We start from the raw sequence: 18912 nt of genomic DNA, 5'->3' as shown, positions 1-18912 counted from the left end.
CCCCCACATCGCCCTGCAGACCTTCACCTGGATGCTGGAGGGGGAGATCCTCCACCGGGACAGCCTGGGCAGCAAGCAGGTGATCCGTCCGGGGCAAGTGAACCTGATGACCGCAGGACGGGGCATCGCCCACACGGAGGAGTCGGTCCCGAACCAGCCCGATCTGCACGCCGCCCAGCTCTGGATAGCCCTGCCCGAGGCGGATCAACATACCCCGCCCCGCTTCGATCACTACCCGACGCTCCCCCGCTGGCAGCAAGGGGAGATCACCCTCACCCTGCTCATCGGCGAGCACGGCAGCCAGCGCGCCCCCACCCTGCACTTCTCCCCCATTCTGGGGCTGGATCTGCACGCCCCCGAGGGAGGCGAGATCACCCTCCCCCTGGACCTCGCCTTCGAGCACGGCCTCTTTCCCCTCGCGGGGGAGACCATCGTCGCAGGGGAGGCCCTGGCCCCGGAGCAGCTGCTCTACCTGCCCCTCGGCAACCGGGAGGTGGTGCTGACCCTGCGCCCGGGTGCCCGGCTGCTGCTCATCGGCGGCGAACCCCTGCCCAGACCGCTGCAGATCTGGTGGAACTTCGTGAGCGTCGACAAGGAGGCCATTCGCACCGCCGCCGCCGACTGGGAGAGCGGTCATCCGCGCTTTGGCGAGGTGACGGGTTACCAGGGGCCCCGTCTCAAGGCGCCGCCCCTGACCGGGCTCTGAGCCAGGGTCCAAAAACAAAAGAGCGCCCATGGCGCTCTTGTTGATTGGAATGAAGGCCCGTCAGGACCCCTCTTCCTGCTCCGCCTGCAACCTGGCCCGGCGGGCCATGGCCTCCTCCTGGGCACTCTCTATCTCGTACAGCACGCCATCCAGATCGATGGCCTCCCGGCTCTCTTCGAACAGGCCGGTGAGCTCGGTCTCGGGGCCCAGCTTGCCATCCTCGAACAAGGACCACATCTCCCGGGCATACCGGGTCTTGAGCAGCTCGGGGGCATACATGCCGTAGTAGTTGCGCATATTGTCGACATCCCGCTCCAGCATGGCCCTGGCCTGGTTGTTGGCGGCGGCATCCACCACCTGGGGCAGGTCGATGATGACGGGCCCCTCTTCGTCCACCAGCACGTTGAACTCCGAGAGATCCCCGTGAATGAGGCCAGCGCAGAGCATGCGCACCACGTAGCGGATCACCTTGCCATGATCCACCAGAGCCTGCTCACGGGTCAGGGCCACGTCGTTGAGACGGGGGGCGACGTTGCCGTCGGCGTCGGTGATGAGCTCCATCAGCAACACGCCATCGAGGCAGACATAGGGCCTGGGCACCCGCACCCCGGCCGCCGCCAGCTTGAACAGGGCATCCACCTCGGTGTTCTGCCACACCTCTTCGTGCTGCTTGCGACCGTACTTGGAGCCCTTCTCCATGGCGCGGGCATCGCGGCTGCTGCGTACCCGCCGCCCTTCCTGATAGACCACGGCCTGCTTGAAGCTGCGCTTTGACGCCTCTTTGTAGACCTTGGCGCAGCGGATCTCGTCGCCGCAGCGCACCACATAGACGTCGGCCTCTTTGCCGCTCATCAGCCGGCTGATGACATCGTCCACCAGGCCGTCATCAACCAGAGGTTGGATTCGATTTGGAATTTTCATGACCGCCCTTTTACCCTATTTGCACCTTGTTTGCACCTGTTTGCTGGTGGCCTGCCACCCCTGTCAGAAACGGCCCGCAAGGGGGCCGTGTCGATCAAGGTTCCGGTGGCAGCCCCTGGCGGATGCGGCGGATCCCCGCCTCGTAGAGACCGTCCTCGCCCTGATCGTGCTCCTGGGTTTCGAAGATCTTGAGAAACCACATGTACTGCTCGGGGAAGCGGCCAAGCTGCTGCTCCACCATGCGGTTCATCTGGTTGACGTCCGCCACCAGATCCGCGGTGGGATAAGGATCGAACGGCGCCTCGATCTCCAGCCGGTAGCACCCCTGATCCTCGTCGTAGCAGGCCAGAATGGGCACGGCGCGGGCACCGGTCAGCTTCACCAGCTTGGGCAGGGCCGGCAGGGTCGCCTTGGGGTGGTTGAAGAAGGGCACGAAGAGGCTCGCCTCCCGGCCGTGATCCTGATCCGGCAGATAGAAGAAGCTGTCGCCGCTGCGCAGGGCCTTGATGGCGGGCTTGATGCCGACGCTGCGCTCGTAGATACGCCCGCCCTTGCTGCGCTCGCGGTTGATGTACCAGTCGAACACCGCATCCTTGGGGCTTTTCATCATGGTGCACATCTTGATCCCCTGCAGGGGAAAGTAGCGGCCAATCATGTCCACCGCCCAGGTGTGGGGCACCACGAAGATCATGGGGCGACCGGCTGCCCGCTCCGCCTCCACGTGCTCCCAGCCGCTCACCTTGACGCGCCCCTTGAGGAAGTCGGGGCTGCGCCAGGTCAGCTCGCCAAAGCCCAGGAAGGTCTTGAGCCCCACCCGGATGGATTTCAGCAGCAGGGCCTGACGGCCCGCCTCGTCGAGATGGGGGAAGCAGATCTTGAGGTTGGTGTCGGCGATGTAGGCCTGCTTCCTGGAGACGCGCAGCAGCAGGGGGGCCAGGTAGTCGGCCAGCTTGTCCCGTGCCCTTGCCGGCACCCAGGCCAGCAGGGAGAGCAGGGCGACGGCCAGCCAGCTGCCCCACAGACGGGGGTGCAGCAGGCGCGGATGAAAAGAGGTATCAAACACCGGATCTTGTGCGGACATGGTCGCCATCGAATCATCAAAACAGACCGTCATTTTAGTGATCCTGACAACTTTTTCTACCCTGCCCTGCACAGCGCCCCCGCGCCAAGTCACTGATCAGACAAGTTAGAAATAAAAAGTGGCCCGCTTGGGGCCACATTTTTGCACCGGGTGAGCGCAAGGCTCAGGGGTGAGGAGCTAGGCCCCGGCGGATGCGCCGGATCCCCTCTTCGTAGAGGCCATCCGGCCCCACCTGATCCTCACGGGTGTCGAAGATCTTGAGGAACCACATGTACTGGCCCGGGTGGCGGCAGAGCTGGCGCTCCACGCTGTCGTTCATGCGGCAGGTATCCGCCATCAGATCCCCGCTCGGGTAGTCTGCGTAGGGAGCCTCGACCTCCAACCGGTAGCCGTGCGCCTGCTCGTCATAGCAGGCCAGCACCGGCAGGGCCCGGGCACCGGTCAGCTTCACCAGCCGTGGCAGGGCCGGCAACGTCGCCTTGGGGTGGTTGAAGAAGGGGGCGAACAGGCTCGCCTCCCGGCCGTGATCCTGATCCGGCAGATAGAAGAAGCTCAGACCGGATTTCACCGCCTTGATCACCGGCTTGATGCCGGCGCTGCGCTCATAGACGCGGCAGCCGTGCCGGACCCGCGCGCCGTTGATGTGCCAGTCGAACACCGGGTTGCGGGCGCTCTTCATCATGGTGCACATGGGCAGGCCCCGCTGGGCGAAGTAGTAGCCCGCCGCGTCGATGGGCCAGCTGTGGGGCACCACCAGGATCACCGGTCGGCCAGCGGCCTGCTCCTCCTCGATATGTTCCCAACCGCTGACCTGGATCCGCCCCATCACGTGGGCGGGGCTGCGCCAGGTGAACTCGCCAAAGCCCAGCAGGCTCTTGAGGCCGACCCGGATGGAGGTCATCAGGATGGCCTCCCGCTCGGCCTCGCTCTTCTCCTTGAAGCAGATGGCGAGGTTGGTCCTGGCGATGTAGATCTGCTTCTTCGAGATGGCGCATACCAGGGGCGTCAGAGCATCGGCCAGGCGATCCCGCCAGCGCGGGGGCACGAAGGCGAGCACACCGATGGCGCCGAGGGCGAGCCAGCTCAACCAGTAACGGGGGTGCAGCAGACGAGGCTGGAATCGGGCGTCAAACACGGGATCAGATGAGGACATGGGGCACGACAAAACAATGGGAAGATAAAGTGGCGCGCATCGTGACAGGTATTACCAGTTAACGCCAACTGAATGTCGCCTGTATGGGCAACTATTTAAGCCACTTCACGGATTGACAAAATTAATCTGCTTCATTTGATTCCCCTCTGTGTCACTGCATCACGAACGGCAGACCCCGCACGGGCGGGGTCGATGACAAGGGGGGATGAAAACCTTGTGCCTAGCGGCGTGCGGGCTGCCCCGGCAGGTCATCCTGCACCGCCGGCAGGAAGAACATCAGGTAACGCAGGGCCACGTAACCCACCACCAGGGTGGCCACCCCCAGCTCCAGATAGGCCAGCTGATGGAGCTGCTCGGCATAGCGGGCCGCCTGTGGCCACTGCGACAGCAGGTGACTCACCTTGAACAGGGCGGTGGCCCCGATCACCAGGGGGAAGGTGAAGGCGGCGTAACCCGGCGAGAACGGCAGGCGCAGCAGCTTGATGAAGGCCAGGTAGATGATGCCGGTCATCAGCACGGCGATCCCGAGCAGCACCGCCACCAGCAGCAGGGAGGGATCCTGGCTCACGGTGAGGTAGCCGGCCAGCGACAGGCTCGCCGGGGCGGCCAGGATGGCGATGGTGGGCTTGGCGGCATCCGGCACCTCGTGGCTGAAGATGAGGCGATAGAGCATCAGCGGCAGCATCAGGCCGTAGCAGGCCATGCCGAACCAGAGCAGGCCGGTGGCCAGGGATGCGAAGGGACCGCCCGGGTAGGCCACGTCAGCCACGATGATCCCCACCGGCGGCACGAACCAGCTCGGCACCATGTGATGGATTTCAAACGCTTTGGCCCTGTGCCAGACGAAAGTGGCGAGGAAGACGAGGTGGATGATGACCGCAAACAGCCAGAGCCCCTGCCCCAGGGTCGGGGCGAGCAGGCCGACCGCCTTGGAGACCACCATGGTCCCCATGGCGTAGGTGGGCACCACGCTGCCCACTACGGGATGGGCGAGATCCTGCCACAGCAGGCGCGGGTGGATCAGAAACTTGAAGGTCAGGACGAGGAGCAGCACGGCGGCGATGGCGGCCCCCAGCAGTTGCAGACGGCCATCGAACTGACCGGCATTTTCCCAGCACCAGCCGAGGCTGGCGATCCCCAGAGCCAGACCGGCCATGGGGGTCGGGGCGGCGGCCAGGGAGCGGCGGGTTCTTGCGATCATGGCGAATACCCTCTTGATGATGACGATGGGCATAGGATAAAGGGGGTCTATCGTTTACGATATCTAAATGAATTGAACTTAGCGTTTAGGAAAATCAAACGATATGAAGCTCACCCTGCAACAACTCAAGGTGTTTGCCACCATCGCCCGCCACGGTAACCTGGGGGGCGCGGCCAATGAACTCTGCCTGAGCAAGGGGGCCGTCTCCCAGTCGCTGCAGGAGCTGGAGCGCCAGCTCGCCACGCCCCTGTTCGACCGGGTGCACCCGAGGCTTCAGCTCAACAGCGAGGGGCGCCTGCTGCAACCGGCCGCCGAGGAGCTGCTGACCCGGATGCAGGAGATAGAGCAGCTCTTCAGCCCCGATGCCGAGCCGAGCGGCCAGCTGCACCTCGGGGCCAGCCAGACCATCGGCAACTACCTGCTGCCCGCCCTGCTGGCGGAGGGGGCCCAGGAGCTGGGGGCCGCCCCCAGGGTCACCATCGCCAACACCCACCTCCTGTGCCATGCCCTCGCCCACTTCGAACTGGATCTCGCCCTCATCGAGGGGGAGAACCACCACCCGGACCTGGTGAGCGAACCCTGGCTGGAGGACGAGATGCTCATCATCGCCGCCCCCGGTCACCCCCTGGCGGATCAGCTCGAGCTGCCCCTGCGCCGGCTTGCCGGGGAAACCTGGGTGCTGCGCGAGGCGCAATCCGGCAGCCGCGAGCAGTTCGAGCAGCAGCTCCAGCCCCACCTGCCCCGCTGGCAGGCGGGGATAGAGCTCAATACCCTGGAGGCGGTGATGCTGGCGGTGGAGAAGGGGCTCGGCATCTCCTTCATCTCCCGCCTCGCGGTGGCGGATCGACTGGCACAGGGGCGCCTGGTGGCCCTCACCCCGAGTCGCCGCTTCCCACGCCAGCTCTCCCTCGTCTGGCACAAGCAGAAGTTCCACTCCGCCGCCCTGCGCCGCTTCCTGGCCTTCTGCCGCGCCCAGACCCTGGCGTGAGAAGCCCTTCGGATACGACAAGGGCGCCATTGGCGCCCTTGTCGTTCAGCCGATGCTCTCCCCGGCCATCAGCCCTTCCCCGGCCTCAGCCGGCGAGTCCCCCTTCAATCCAGCCGAGCACCTGCCGGGTCACGGCCTGGGGCACCCAGGGGGAGTCCAGCAGCCGGTGGCGCAGGCAATCGGCGAAGTGATCCGCCTCGTGCTGCATGCCGCCCCCCTCCACCGGCAGATAGATGTCCGCCGGCCAGATGACGGGGGCAGGCCCCCCTTGCCAGCGAATGTGCTGGGGATTCCACCACTTGCCCTCGATGACCAGGCGCCACCCCTCCCCGGACAAGGACGCTTCCCGCTCGAGATCCTCGATGATGGAGGCCCCGAGTTCGGCCCGAAACGGCTCATCGAACGTGAAGCTGGCGGCGAGATCCACCTCCCCCGGAGCCCGCGTCAGCGTCACCTCGGGGGCGGGGCAGCCCAGCCCCAGCCGATGGCAGAGGGCGGCATGGAGCCAGAGGGGATAGACCCCCACGTCCCAGGCAGCGCCGCCATCCAGCGCCGGATCGAACAGCTTGCCCACCTTCGGCTGGGCCGAACCGAACGCCGCCCGCAGCTCGCGCGGCGGCGGCAGCAGGGGCAGGCGCTGCAACAGGGCGCGCATGGCGGGGAAGCACATTACCTTCATGGCCTCGAGCAGCAGCAGGCCCCGTGCGTGGGCGAGCGCCACCAGGGCGTCCCAATCCGCTACCCGGGTCACCGCCGGTTTCTCCACCAGTACGTGCTTGCCCGCCAGCAGCATCTGCCTCACCAGGCCCGCGTGCTCCGGGTGGATGACCGCCACATAGACGGCCTCCACCTCGGGGCTGGCGGCCAGGGCCTCATAGCTGCCATAGGCGTGGGGCAGCCCCAGATCCCGGGCGAACTCGTCCGCCCGTCCCTGGTCCCGGGCGGCGATGGCCACCACCTCGGCTCCCCTGGCGTGCCCGTTCACATCGCGGCAAAAACGCCGGGCGATGGCCCCCGCCCCGGCAATGCCAAAGCGCAGGGGCGCCCTTGTCTCGTCGTGCATCGTCTCTCCTTGCTACCCAATGGTGGACCCCGGCATCACGCCGGGCGCGGGCTCCCGGCCAGGCTGCGCAGCCAGCTTATCTCCTCGCCCCAGATGGACTCGTCGATGGTCTCGAGGATAAGCGGGATGCCGTCAAAACGGTCGTCGTTCATGATGTGGTGGAACACCGCCTCGCCGAGGTTGCCCTCCCGCAGGCTGTGGTGACGGTCGACCCGACTACCGAAGGTACACTTGGCGCCGTTGATATGCATCCCCTTGAGGTACTCGAACCCCACGATGCGGTCGAAGTCGGCAAACACCGCCTCGCACCCCTCGGGGGTACGCAGATCGTAACCGGCGGCGAAGGCGTGGCAGGTGTCAAAGCAGACGCCGACCCGACTCTTGTCCTCTACCCCGTCGATGAGGGTGGCCAGATGCTCGAACGACCAGCCGAGGTTGGTACCCTGGCCGGCGGTATTCTCGATCACCGCAGTCACCCCTTCGCTGCGCTCCAGCGCCCAGTTGATGGACTCGCTCACGAGCTTGAGGCTCACCGCCTCGGGGATCTGCTTGAGATGGCTGCCCGGGTGGAAGTTCAGGTAGCACAGCCCCAGTTGCTCGCAGCGCTTCATCTCGTCCAGAAACGCATCCCGGGACTTGGCGAGGGCGTCGGGGTCGGGATGACCCAGGTTGATGAGGTAGCTGTCGTGGGGCAGGATCTGCTCGGGGCGAAAGCCCTCCTTCTCGCAGGCGGCCTTGAAGGCGCGAATGCTGGCCTCGGAGAGGGGCGCCGCCTGCCACTGGCGCTGGTTTTTGGTAAACAGGGCGAAGGCGTTGGCCCCGATGGCTTTGGCCCGGGCGATGGTATTTTCCACCCCGCCCGCCGCACTGACGTGGGCTCCGATAAATTTCATCTCATCTCCTGTGCACTGTGACCGGGTGCCTGCCGCGCTGGCCACCGCACCCGTTGCCAGGGCGCCATTATGCCCAAGCCAACCCCTTGCGCCAAACCGGGATTGTCGATGGGGGCAATGGAAAAGGCGCCCGAAGGCGCCCAGGGACACTCTCTTCCCTGCCCTCGCCGGGCATTGCACTAGCCGGGAGTGAATTCCACCCGGTTGCGGCCCCGCCGTTTCGCGGCGTAGAGGGCATCATCCGCCCGCTTGAGAAGGGTGCTGAGGGCGCCGTCTTCAGGTGACGAGGATGAATACCCGATGCTCGCGGTCAGCCTGATGGACTCGCCCTCGTACTCGATCACCTGGGCCTCGATGAGGGCGCGAAGGCGGTCGAGCACCGAAAACGGGGGCTCGCTGTCACCCCCCGTCATGATCATGGCAAATTCCTCTCCCCCGATGCGGGCGAAGATATCCTCCTGCCTCATGTTGCCCTTGACGAGGCTGGCCACCGCCTTCAATGCATGATCCCCGGCGACATGACCATATCGGTCATTGAGACGTTTGAAATGGTCCAGATCCAGAATGGCGATGATAAAAGGGGTGTCCGTCAGCCTGGACAATATCAGCCGCCGTTCTCCCTCATTCATGAAGGCCCGGCGATTGGCGGTCTCCGTCAGATAATCCGTGCAGGCCTGCTGCTCCATGTCGACGATTTGAAGGTGCAGCTGGATATTGAGGGCCAGCCAGTTCGCCAGACATTGCAATACCATGGCGTGGTCGGCGGTGTAATAGCCCTTCTCGTGGTGGGCGACATTCAGGGTCCCGATACTGACCGTCCCCTGAATCATGGGGGCATCCATGCAGCAGCCCATGCCGTGCCGGGAGAGCATCTCGCAATCGAGATCCGCGGACTGGGCCAGGTCGTCGCATATTCTCAGCATGCCGGTCGAAAATACCCGGCCCACCATGGTCCCTTGAATGGGCACCAGAAAATCCATGGGAATGGCATTGTTGCCCATCACCGAATAGAGCGTCAGGGAGTCTTCATTTTCCTTGATGGTGATGCTGACCCGTTCGGCAGAAAAAAGATGGAATATCCACTTCGCCATCACGTTCAATACATCCTGAAGGGACGCGGCCCTGGTCAGGTCCTGAATAAAGGTGACCGGGATGGTGATTGTCTTGCCGGGCCCCAGGCTGGACAAAAAATCTGGATCAAATATTTTTTCGTTATTGTGATGGTGCATAGCTACCTCGCCCATTTTTATTATTGCCGCCCACGCTGTCCGATATGCCGGCCGCCAGGTGTCCAGATATTATTTGCCAGTGCCCCTCTCATGGGTGCCCCAGAGTATAACAACCGGGCTGGTTCTGAAATGCTCCTCATCTGTACCACATTCTCTCCCACCAGCAGCGCTGGCCAACAGGCGTGGCCATCACCACCGCCCCATGAAAAAGGCGCCCGAAGGCGCCTTGATGAGAGACAGAACATCCCTGTCCGTCAATAGGCCAGACCGGCCCCGTAGGGATAGAGCGGGCTTTGTGAGTCCTTGGCCACGTCCGGGGACTGGGCCAGCACCGCCTGCCAGCTGGAGGGCAGCTCGAAGGGGAGCTTGCCGCGTGCCTTCTGGGTGCCGCTCATGACATCGAACAGGGCCTGATCCAGGGCGCCGAAGTTGGCGAGCAGCACCCGGGCCGCCGGGGCCACCTCGGTCAGGATGGCGGGTCTGTCCAGATAGACGGAGAGCACCATGGGCACCCCGGCCTGCTCGATGGCCTGGATGGCCGCATAGTCATCCGCGCCGCGGTAGACCCCATCGTGGGCCGTCTCCTGCACCACTTGATCATTGCTGGCAAAACCGAGCTGGCCAAAGTGGATGCTGCCAAACGGGAAACGGGGATCCTGCTCGCCCGGGGCGTTGACCCGCACGATGGCAAGCTCCGCGTCGGCCAGGTTCGTCACCACCGTATAGCCGTTGGCCCTGGCCACCTCGGCGTTGACATTGTGCAGGTAGACCCGCTTGCCGTCCGCCTTCAGCGGCAGCAGGGCCCCCTCGTTCTTCAGCAGCACGTGGGACGCGGCCTGGGCGGCCTGGGCCTCTTGCTGGAACTCGGTCTTGCCCACCAGGGCCACCGCGGCCTCGGCATCCACATAGGGATTCTCGAAGAGCCCGAGGGCAAACTTCTGGGCCAGGATCCGCTCGGCCGAAGTGGTGATGGCCGCCTCGGTCACCAGACCGCTCTGCACCGCCGCCAGCAGGGGAGCCGGATCTTCCACGCCACCGAACTGATCCACCCCGGCGTCGATGGCCTTGGCATAACGCTCGGCCTTGGTGAGCTTCTCCACTCCCCAGGACATGCCAAAGGGCACGGTCCAGGGGCTCACTCCGGCATTGACTTCATCCTGGGTCAACCCCTGCTCGCAGCGGCTGTCACAGTCATTGACGATGCCCCAGTCGCTCAGCACCACGCCGTCAAACTTGAAGTGGCCCCGCAACAGATCCGTGATGATCTGGCGGTTGAAGCCAAACCCCACCTCCTCGACGGGCTGCCCATCCTGGGTCAGTCCCAGGGGCATGGCGTAATAGGGCATCACAGCGGCTACCCTGGCCTCGAAGGCGCCCTCGAAGGGCACCAGGTGGTAGGCGAACTGACCGCCGGGGTAGATCTGCTCCTTGCCCCAGGGGTTGTGGGCATCCAGCCCGTCCTTCTGGGGACCTGCCCCGGCGAAGTGCTTGACCACGGTGACCACGCTCTCCTTTCCTATCCCCTCGCTCCCCTGCTGGAAGCCCTCGATGTAGGCCTTGACCAGGGACTTGGCGAGCAGGTTGTCTTCCCCGAAGGTGCCGTTGATGCGCCCCCAGCGCGGCTCGGTCGCAAGATCCGCCTGGGGCGAGAGGGCCTCGTGGATGCCGACGGCCCGGTACTCCTGACGGGCGATATCGCCAAAGCGCTGCACCAGGGCGGCATCGCCGATGGCGGCCAGCCCCAGGGTTTCGGGCCACTGGGAGAAGGCCCCGGCACCGATGCTGGTGGCGTTGGGATCATGGGTGAAGTGGTTGCGGGGATCCGTGCTCACCGTCATGGGAATACCGAATCCCACCCCTTCCAGCAGGGCCTGCAGGGTGTTGTTGTCCGCGGCGATGGCCGCCGGATCACCGGCCATGCGGGTGATGAAGGTGTTGACCCCATCCTCGCGCAGCATCTTGTCCATGGCCGCGAGGTTCACCCGCCCCGCCCCGTCCAGCACCAGGGTGCCGTGCATCATCAACCCTGCCTTCTGGGCCAGGGTGAGCCTGCCCACCAGATCCCGGGCCCGCTCGGCGGCGCCGAGGCGCCAGTCCTCGTAGGGGGTCAGGGTGCCGCTGCCATCGAGATCCTTGAATTGCAGGCCGTCCTGCTCGATGAGGGTGACGGTGCGGTGGCCCAGAACCGGCTGCTCGGGCTTGGGGGTGGAGTCGTTGTCGTTGCACCCTGCCAGCAGCAGGGCCCCGATGGCGAGGGCGACACGGGTTCGGGAGAGCGAGTGGTGTTTCATTGTTGTTATCTTCCTTGTGTGTGTAGGAGTGGCCACTCTATGCAAAAGCGGCCCCTCTCACTTGCCCGTCGGGTGCAGGAAGTTGTCGGTTGGGAGCAGGATTGAAAAGTGTGAAAAGGGTTGCAGGGTTACCCTTGGTTACAAATCTGAAACATGAAAGCGGCGCTGGCTCACGGCAATCCGCCGCCGTTGGTCGATGATGGTGGGCCACCGCTGACAAGGATTTTTGCCGTGAAGACCGTCTCCAACCGGATTGCCCTGCACTGCCTCAACCACTGGCAGGCCCGCGGGCGGGATCCTGCTGCCCTCCTGCACCCCTGCGGTATCGCCCACGAAGAGCTGCTGCTCCCCCAGGGGCGGCTCGACACCGGGCGCCACTTCCGTCTGCTGGCCGGGGCAGCCCCCCACGTGGATCTGGCCCTCGACTGGACGCCCCCCGCCCTCCCCGGTCTCTTTGCCGACTTCATGTCGCTGGCGAGCCTGTGCTGCAACGCCGCCACCCTTCGCCAGGCCCTGCACTTCTTCCTCGCCTACCGCCCCCTTATCGGCGAGAGCGACGAGATCCGCCTGCAAGAAGAAGAGGGACAGGCCAGGATCAGCTACCACTCGGAGTCCGATCATCCGGACGTCATCGCCCTGAGCAGCCTGGCCAACCTCTGCCACCTCTATGCCCTGCTCCAGTTCTACCACCCGGGCCAGGGGCTGCTGGTGCTGCCCACCCCGGTACGCCCCAGACTGTGGCGTGAGCTGGCAGGCTGGCTGGAAGGGCGGTTGCAACAGGGGGCGGCCTTCGAGCTGCGCTTTCCCGCCGCCTTGCTCGATCTCGCCCACGGGCAGTGCAACCTGCCCCTGCAACCCCTGCTGCTCGGGGAGCTCGACCGGCAGATGGCCCAGCTTCGCCCAAGCAGCCGCTACCGGGACAGGGTGATGACACTCATTCGCCAGCAGCTGTGGCAAGAGAGCGCCGAGGCCTCCTCTCTGCTCGATGGGGTGTGCGAGCACCTCAAGCTGACCCGCTGGACCCTCAACCGCCATCTGCGGGAGGAAGGGTGCCACTTCTCGGGTCTGCTGGAGCGGGTGCGCCGGGAGGAAGCCTGTCGCCTGTTGCAGGATCCCGCCCTCCCCCTGCAGACCGTGGGGGAGCGCCTGGGTTTTGCCCGCCAGAGCAGCTTTACCCGCTTCTTTCGGGAGGCGTTTGCCCTCTCGCCGAGGGAATTTCGCTCAAGGCGCAGCCGCCTCTGAGGTGCCCCCGAGATGGGCGGCGAGCAACCCCGCCAGCCAGTGGATGAAGAGCTGGACCCTGGGGGCCAGTTGGCGGCGATGAGCATAGAGGGCGTGGATGGGGAGCGGCGGCGGCTGCCACTGGGGCAGGATGCTCACCAGCTCGCCCCCCGCGAGCAGGGATTCGACCCCCACCCGCGGCATCTGGATGATGCCGAGCCCCGCCAGCGCCGCCGCCAGGTAGGTCTCGCTGTCATTGACCATGAGGGCCCCCGCCATGGGCAGCAGGGCGCGGCGGCCATCTTCCGCCAGGTATTCAAAGCCGGGCTCGCTGCGCCCCTGCCCGGCACCAAACCCGGGACCATAGTGCACCAGCCGGTGGCCCGCCAGATCCCCAAGGGTGCGGGGCACCCCGTGGCGAGCCAGGTAGCCTGCGCTGGCACAGTTGATCTGGCGATAGTGACCAAGGGGCCTGGCCACCAGGCTGGAAGGCTCAAGCCCCCCGACCCGCACCACGCAGTCAAACCCCTCGCGCACCAGATCCACTCGCCTGTCCGTGCTGCTCAGCATCAGTTGCAAGGCGGGATGCTGCGCCAGAAAGTCCGGCAGGGCCGGGATCACCAGGTGGCGGGCCATCCGGCTTGGCATGTCGACCCGCAGTTGTCCCGAGATCTGCCCCCCCTGGCGAAACAGGCCGTCAAACTCCTCCATGTCCGCCAAAAGCTCCCGGCATCTGGCATAGCAGAGCTGGCCGTCCGTGGTGAGCTGCACCCGCCGCGTGGTACGCAGCAGGAGCCGGGTCCCCATGCGCTCCTCCAGCCGGCGGATGGCGGCAGAGAGGGTCGCCTTGGGGATGCCCGTCTGCTCGGCACAGCGGGTAAAACTCTCCAGCTCGGCAACCCGCACGAAGGCTCTCATCGCATCCAGTTGATCCATGGTCTGATTGTCTCGATAAACGGAACAGTGATTCTATTATCACGCTATTTATCCAGTTTAAAAGGAACAATACAGTGATCCGGTCGGCTCGTATCGAGCCTGTGTCCGCCACCCTGACAGGAGTCATACCATGACCAGACCCATCGCCCTCATCACCGGGGCCAGCCGCGGCCTTGGCAAGCACGGGGCCCTGGCCCTCGCCGCCAAAGGCGTCGACCTCATCATCACCTACCGCAGCCAGGCCGCAGAGGCGGAGGCGGTGGTGACCCAGGCCCGCGCCCTTGGCGTTCGGGCCCATGCCCTGGCACTGGACGTGGGCGAGAGCGCCACCTTCGCGGCCTTTGCAGAGGAGGTGACGCAACTGCTCGCCCGGGAGTGGCAGCGCACCCATTTCAACTTCCTGGTCAACAACGCCGGGATCGGCATTCATGCCAGCTTTGAGCAGACCACGGAGCAGCAGTTCGACACCCTGCTCAACATCCACCTCAAGGGGACCTTCTTCCTGACCCAGGCGCTCCTGCCCCTCCTGGCAGACGGCGGTCGCATCCTCAACCTCTCCACCGGCCTCACCCGCTTCGCCATGCCGGGTTATGCCGCCTACGCCGCCATGAAGGGGGGCGTCGAGGTGCTCACCCAGTATCTGGCCAAGGAGCTGGGCCCCAGGGGCATCGCGGTCAACGTGCTGGCCCCCGGCGCCATCGAGACCGATTTTGGCGGCGGCGTGGTGCGCGACAACAAGGGGGTCAACGACTTTCTCGCGAGCCAGACCGCCCTTGGCCGGGTGGGTCAGCCCGACGACATCGGTGGCGCCATCGCCGCCCTGCTCTCCGATGACTGCCGCTGGATCACCGCCCAGCGCATCGAAGCCTCGGGCGGCATGTTTATCTAGGCGGTCATGGTTGCCTGCTGCACAAACAAGGAAGGCCCCCTCCGACGAGGGGGCCTTCCGGCATTGGGCAGACGAGGGGCGGCGCACCGGGCCCGTTACAGGGTCTTGCCACCGCTTGCAATGACCTGGCTGTACCAGTGGAAGCTCTCTTTCTTGATGCGACGAAGAGACCCTCCCTGCTCGTCTCTGTCCACGTAGACAAAGCCGTAGCGCTTCTGGTAGCCGTTGAGCCAGCTCAGGATGTCGGTGAAGGACCAGGCGCAATATCCAATCAGCTCGACCCCGTCCTGCATCGCCTCCTGGCACGCCTTGAGGTGGCTGTGCAGATAGGCGATACGGTAGTCGTCGTTCACCTTGTCCCCGGCTTCCAGCTTGTCGAACTCCCCTAGGCCGTTCTCGGTGATCATCAGCGGCAAGGCGTAGCGGGAGGAGAGCCGGCGCAGGGCGATGCGCATCCCGGTGGGATCGATGGCCCAGTCCCAGTTGCTGGTCTCAAGGTGCGGATTGGGGGCCGTCTTGTAGAGGCCGGGAATGCCGCTGGAGGGCGTAGTGCCCTTCTTGCCCGTGGTGTTGATGCGCTGCATCGTCTGGCCGCCGAGGGGGTTGTCGGTGAAGGTCAGGGTGTAGTAGTAGTTGACCCCGATGTAGTCGGGGGTGCCTTCGCGCAAGAGCTCGAGATCGCCCGGCAGGATCTCCGGCGCCTCGCCGGTCTCCCGCAGATAGGCGAGTGCCGCCTGGGGGTAACGGCCGAAGCAGTAGGCATCCAGCCACCAGAGGTTGGTGAACTCCTCGGCATTCTCGAACGCCAGCATGTCGCTCGGGGCGCAGGAGGCCGGATAGGCGGGGGAGTATGCAAAGCTCGGCCCGATCAGGCCGTTTGGCACGTGCTGGCGAAACGCCTTGATGACCCGGGCATTGGCGAGAAACGCGATGTGGTTGGCGGCGAAGAAACGCTTTCTGTCCTGCACGGCGGGAGGATGGGTGCCCAGCTGGTAGGCGTTGGTCAGGTTGTAGTTCTGCTCGTTGAGCGACACCCAGTACTTCACCTTGCCGGCGAAGCGCTGATAGAGGGTCACGCAATAGCGCTCGAAGTCGTCGATGATGCGCCTGTCTTCCCAGCCGCCGTACTCATCCTGCAGGGCCTGGGGGAGATCCCAGTGATAGAGGGTCAGCACCGGCTCGATGCCATGGGCCAGCAGGGTGTCGATGAGCCTGTCGTAGAAGGCGAGCCCCGCCTCGTTCACCTCGCCACGCCCCGTCGGGTAGATGCGCGGCCAGCTCACCGAGAAGCGATAGGCCTTGAGCCCCATCTCGGCCATCAGCGCCACGTCCTCTTCCACCCTGTGGTAGTGATCCACCGCCACGTCTCCGTTGCTCCCTTCAAAGGTCTTGCCCGGCAGCTTGGTGAAGCTGTCCCATACCGAGGGGCCCTTGCCCTCCTCGTTCCAGGCCCCTTCCACCTGATAGGCGGCGGAGGCGGCGCCCCAGAGGAAACCGTTCGGGAAGTCATTGAACTTGTGATGATGCATCTGGTGTTGCTCCTTCTGCGCGGATGGCGGGGGCCATCCCGTGATACGTCGGCCCCGTACAGGGGCCCGAAATGAGTTGGCACCAGCATCCAACACTTCTAGAATTCCGTCCAATGACAAATATGACCACCTATCATTCCTATTTGGAATCAAGCGAGGCACCATGGAGTTGAGAGACCTGAAAGCCTTCGTCACCCTGGGGGAGGTATTGCACTTTGGTCAGGCGGCGGCGCGCCAGCACGTCACCCAGTCGGCCCTGAGCAAGCAGATCCGCCGGCTGGAGGCGGACCTTGGCGGCGAGCTGTTCGAGCGCAACGCCGGCAGCACCCGGCTGACGGTGCTTGGGCGCGCCCTTTACGCTGACGCCTGCACCCTGGTGGCCCAGAGCGAGCAGCTCGCCCGCAGCGCCCGCGACGTGCTGGCGGGCCACGCGGGTACTCTGCGCATCGGCTTCGGGGTCGCCACCAAGCTGCTGGTGCCCGCCGCCATCGCCCGCTTTCGGGCCAGCCGCCCCGGGGTCGCCATCGAGCTCAACGATCTCTCCACCCATCACCAGTTGCTGGCGCTGGCGGAGGGCCGGCTGGATCTCGGCTTCTGCCGCCTGCCCGCCCCCAAGGGCTGGCCGGTGCTGCCCGTGGTGCGCGCCCATTTCGTCGCCGTGCTGCCCGCAGGCTATCAGGGGGTGGCGGGGCTCGCCGATCTGCAGGAGAAGCCGCTAGCCATCCTGCGCCGGGACAAGGCCCCCTCTTTTTACGATCAGTTCATCCATTACCTCGCCCAGAGCGGCCTGCGCTTTCAGGACATCCAGTACGTGAACGACTTCGCCGCCGGCATCGCCACCGCGGCGGCCGGCATCGCCTGGACCCTGGTCCCCTCCTCCACCACCATTGAGCATCCCGATGTGCTGACCCTGCCCCTCGGGGAGGCCGACGCGAGCTGGATCATCGGGCTCATTCGCCCGCCGGGCAACGACAATCCCCTCGTCGCCCCCTTCTGGCAGACGGTGGCGGAGCTGGCGGATCCCGCCCTCACCGGCCTCATGACGGCAGGGAACGGGGCACCCACCCAGGACACCCCATGAAAGGGAACCATTCGAGAATCACATTAACGATGGCATTGGGCGGACACCCCCCTTAAAATTGCCGCACTGCCCCGACGCCACGACAAGGATCCGTTTCGTTCATGCACTCTCACTGGCTGCTGAGGTTTGATCTGCATCGCCTCATCCTTGCGCTGGCCGTCATCGGCGTGCTGGCAACCTTTGGCAACAGCTTTTACGCCATCTATCAGGCACAAAGACAACTGCTCATCGACAGCACCCTGGAGGCAAACCGGGTCTATGCCACCAAGCTCGCCGCCTCCACCGAGACCATGCTGCGCTCGGCCCAGGGACAGCTGGCCTATGGCGCGGCCCGGCTCGCCCCCTTGCTGCAAGGCAACGACCTTCATGGACTCGAGGAGGTGGCGGGCCAGTTGCGCCAGCAGACCAACACCTTCAACTCGGTGGCCATCGTGAACACCGATTCCGTCATCGTCGCCGTCTCTCCCGAGGCGTTGCATGTGAAAGGGGTCAAGCTCACCTCGGCCAATGCGAGCCGGACCCTGGCAAGCCAGCAGCCCCTCATCGCGGATCCCCTGGTCTCCCTCACTGGCAACTACCTCATCAGCCTCTCCCACCCCATCTTCTCGGCAGACAAGCGCTACCTCGGCTATGTTGCCGGCACCATCTATCTGGAGTCCGCCAGCGTGCTCTCCAGCCTGCTGGGGCAGCACTACTACCAGGATGGTTCTTATCTTTATGTGGTGGACCGCCAGCGCACCCTCATCTATCACCCGAACCCGGAGCGCATCGGCCAGAAGATTGGCAAGAACCGGGTGGTGGATGCGGTGCTCAAGGGACAGGATGGCGCGCAAAGCGTGCTCAACTCCCGGGGCAGCGAGATGCTGGCAGGCTTTGCCCCGGTGGCGGACGCAGGCTGGGGGATAGTGGCCCAGCGCCCCCGCAGCGCCACCCTGGCCGGCCTGGATGAACAGATGCTGGAGATCCTCAAGGGTATGATCCCGGTCACCCTCTTCATTCTTTTCGTCATCTGGCTCTCGGCCACCATCATCGCCAGACCCTTGCGGCAACTGGCCAACCGGGCCGGGCTCATGGATCAGCAGGGGGCCGCCACCAGCATCTCGGGGATCCGCGCCTGGTATTTCGAAGCGGCCCAGTTGAAGCAGGCCATCCTCAAGGGGCTGGGGCTGCTCAACACCAAGATCGACAAGCTTCACACCGACAGCCACACCGATCCCATGACGGGCCTGTTCAACCGCCGGGCCATGCAGCAGATGCTGGACGAGTACGAGGTCGACCGTCAGCCCCTGACGGTGATTGCCCTGGACATCGATCACTTCAAGGCCATCAACGACCGCTTCGGTCACGACGTGGGGGATGCCGTCATCGTCTCCCTCGCCACCCTGATGCAGCAGGATCTGCGTTCCGATGCCGCCTTGTGTCGAAGCGGCGGCGAGGAGTTCCTGCTGCTGCTGCCCGGGGTCTCCCTTGCACAGGCGCAGAAGATCGCCGAGCGCCTGCGTACCCGGGTGGCGAGCCACGACATGGAGGTAGCTGGCCACATCACCATCTCCCTCGGCGTCGCCCACTGGGGGGCGGATGCCACCAGCATCGCCGCCGTGCTCAAGGAGGCGGACAAGGCGCTCTATGATGCCAAGAGCCAGGGCCGAAACTGCGTGGTGGTGGCCCTGGGCTGATCGGCCCAGGCTTTGCCGGACACCGTTCGGCCATAAAAAAGGCTATGTCCCAAT

16 protein-coding genes are annotated in these 18912 nt (G+C 65.0%); 6 read left to right on the top strand and 10 right to left on the bottom strand.

From position 1 onward, the window contains the following. A partial coding sequence (locus tag BN1120_RS19800; protein ID WP_042017685.1) for a pirin family protein occupies nt 1-706 on the top strand: 706 nt, incomplete at its 5' end. A 60-nt stretch (nt 707-766) separates the two neighbouring features. On the opposite strand, the gene BN1120_RS19795 is transcribed toward BN1120_RS19800, so the two are convergent. The 4 genes from BN1120_RS19795 to BN1120_RS19780 form a co-directional block, all read right to left on the bottom strand. Continuing rightward, nucleotides 767-1627, bottom strand: coding sequence for a PA4780 family RIO1-like protein kinase (locus BN1120_RS19795; protein ID WP_042017684.1), 861 nt, complete (start codon nt 1625-1627; stop codon nt 767-769). A 94-nt stretch (nt 1628-1721) separates the two neighbouring features. Then, complete coding sequence (locus BN1120_RS19790; protein WP_041215911.1) at nt 1722-2717, bottom strand: LpxL/LpxP family acyltransferase; 996 nt, start codon at nt 2715-2717, stop codon at nt 1722-1724. Between the two features lie 154 nt (nt 2718-2871). Further along, entirely contained in the window at nt 2872-3861 is a 990-nt protein-coding gene (locus BN1120_RS19785) for a lipid A biosynthesis (KDO)2-(lauroyl)-lipid IVA acyltransferase (protein ID WP_042017683.1), read from the bottom strand. 220 nt (nt 3862-4081) lie between these two features. Beyond that, complete coding sequence (locus BN1120_RS19780) at nt 4082-5062, bottom strand: TDT family transporter (protein WP_042017687.1); 981 nt, start codon at nt 5060-5062, stop codon at nt 4082-4084. Between the two features lie 103 nt (nt 5063-5165). Here BN1120_RS19780 and BN1120_RS19775 point away from each other — a divergent pair, with 103 nt between their 5' ends. Continuing rightward, nucleotides 5166-6050 carry a LysR substrate-binding domain-containing protein gene (locus BN1120_RS19775; RefSeq protein WP_039039086.1) on the top strand — a complete coding sequence of 295 codons (885 nt, stop codon included), beginning with the start codon at nt 5166-5168 and terminating at the stop codon, nt 6048-6050. Nucleotides 6051-6135: 85 nt separating this feature from the next. Here the strand turns inward: BN1120_RS19775 and BN1120_RS19770 are convergent, their stop codons facing one another. The 4 genes from BN1120_RS19770 to BN1120_RS19755 all read right to left on the bottom strand — a co-directional run bounded on the left by BN1120_RS19770 (nt 6136) and on the right by BN1120_RS19755 (nt 11526). Continuing rightward, nucleotides 6136-7113, bottom strand: coding sequence for a Gfo/Idh/MocA family protein (locus tag BN1120_RS19770; RefSeq protein WP_041215225.1), 978 nt, complete (start codon nt 7111-7113; stop codon nt 6136-6138). A gap of 35 nt (nt 7114-7148) precedes the next feature. After that, a complete protein-coding gene (nfo, locus tag BN1120_RS19765; RefSeq protein WP_041215226.1) occupies nt 7149-8006 on the bottom strand; it encodes a deoxyribonuclease IV in 858 nt (285 codons plus the stop codon). Nucleotides 8007-8185: 179 nt separating this feature from the next. Continuing rightward, nucleotides 8186-9235 carry a sensor domain-containing diguanylate cyclase gene (locus BN1120_RS19760; RefSeq protein WP_080768129.1) on the bottom strand — a complete coding sequence of 350 codons (1050 nt, stop codon included), beginning with the start codon at nt 9233-9235 and terminating at the stop codon, nt 8186-8188. Between the two features lie 254 nt (nt 9236-9489). After that, complete coding sequence (locus BN1120_RS19755) at nt 9490-11526, bottom strand: glycoside hydrolase family 3 protein (RefSeq protein WP_042017682.1); 2037 nt, start codon at nt 11524-11526, stop codon at nt 9490-9492. Between the two features lie 231 nt (nt 11527-11757). Between BN1120_RS19755 and BN1120_RS19750 the strand changes: the two genes are divergently transcribed. After that, nucleotides 11758-12768, top strand: a complete 1011-nt coding sequence (locus BN1120_RS19750; RefSeq protein WP_042017681.1) for a helix-turn-helix transcriptional regulator — start codon at nt 11758-11760, stop codon at nt 12766-12768. Here the strand turns inward: BN1120_RS19750 and BN1120_RS19745 are convergent. Then, nucleotides 12748-13683, bottom strand: a complete 936-nt coding sequence (locus BN1120_RS19745; protein ID WP_042017680.1) for a LysR family transcriptional regulator — start codon at nt 13681-13683, stop codon at nt 12748-12750. The two genes, BN1120_RS19750 and BN1120_RS19745, sit on opposite strands and share 21 nt — an antisense overlap. Nucleotides 13684-13813: 130 nt before the next feature. Between BN1120_RS19745 and BN1120_RS19740 the strand changes: the two genes are divergently transcribed. Next, nucleotides 13814-14572 (top strand): SDR family NAD(P)-dependent oxidoreductase, encoded by a 759-nt coding sequence (locus tag BN1120_RS19740; protein WP_010674615.1) that lies wholly within the window; start codon nt 13814-13816, stop codon nt 14570-14572. A gap of 95 nt (nt 14573-14667) precedes the next feature. Here BN1120_RS19740 and BN1120_RS19735 read toward each other — a convergent pair whose 3' ends face one another. Continuing rightward, nucleotides 14668-16101, bottom strand: a complete 1434-nt coding sequence (locus tag BN1120_RS19735) for a glycoside hydrolase family 1 protein (protein WP_042017679.1) — start codon at nt 16099-16101, stop codon at nt 14668-14670. A 163-nt stretch (nt 16102-16264) separates the two neighbouring features. Here BN1120_RS19735 and BN1120_RS19730 point away from each other — a divergent pair, with 163 nt between their 5' ends. Continuing rightward, nucleotides 16265-17182 (top strand): LysR family transcriptional regulator, encoded by a 918-nt coding sequence (locus BN1120_RS19730; protein WP_042017678.1) that lies wholly within the window; start codon nt 16265-16267, stop codon nt 17180-17182. Nucleotides 17183-17283: 101 nt separating this feature from the next. Continuing rightward, the gene (locus tag BN1120_RS19725) at nt 17284-18858 is read left to right on the top strand and encodes a sensor domain-containing diguanylate cyclase (RefSeq protein ID WP_042017677.1); all 1575 of its coding nucleotides are present in this window, start codon (nt 17284-17286) and stop codon (nt 18856-18858) included. The last annotated feature ends 54 nt before the right edge of the window (nt 18859-18912 follow it).

The organism is Aeromonas caviae, assembly GCF_000819785.1.
Classification (GTDB): domain Bacteria; phylum Pseudomonadota; class Gammaproteobacteria; order Enterobacterales; family Aeromonadaceae; genus Aeromonas; species Aeromonas caviae.
Note: the sequence above shows the minus strand (reverse complement) of the source record. Positions and strands in the feature narration are given on the sequence as shown.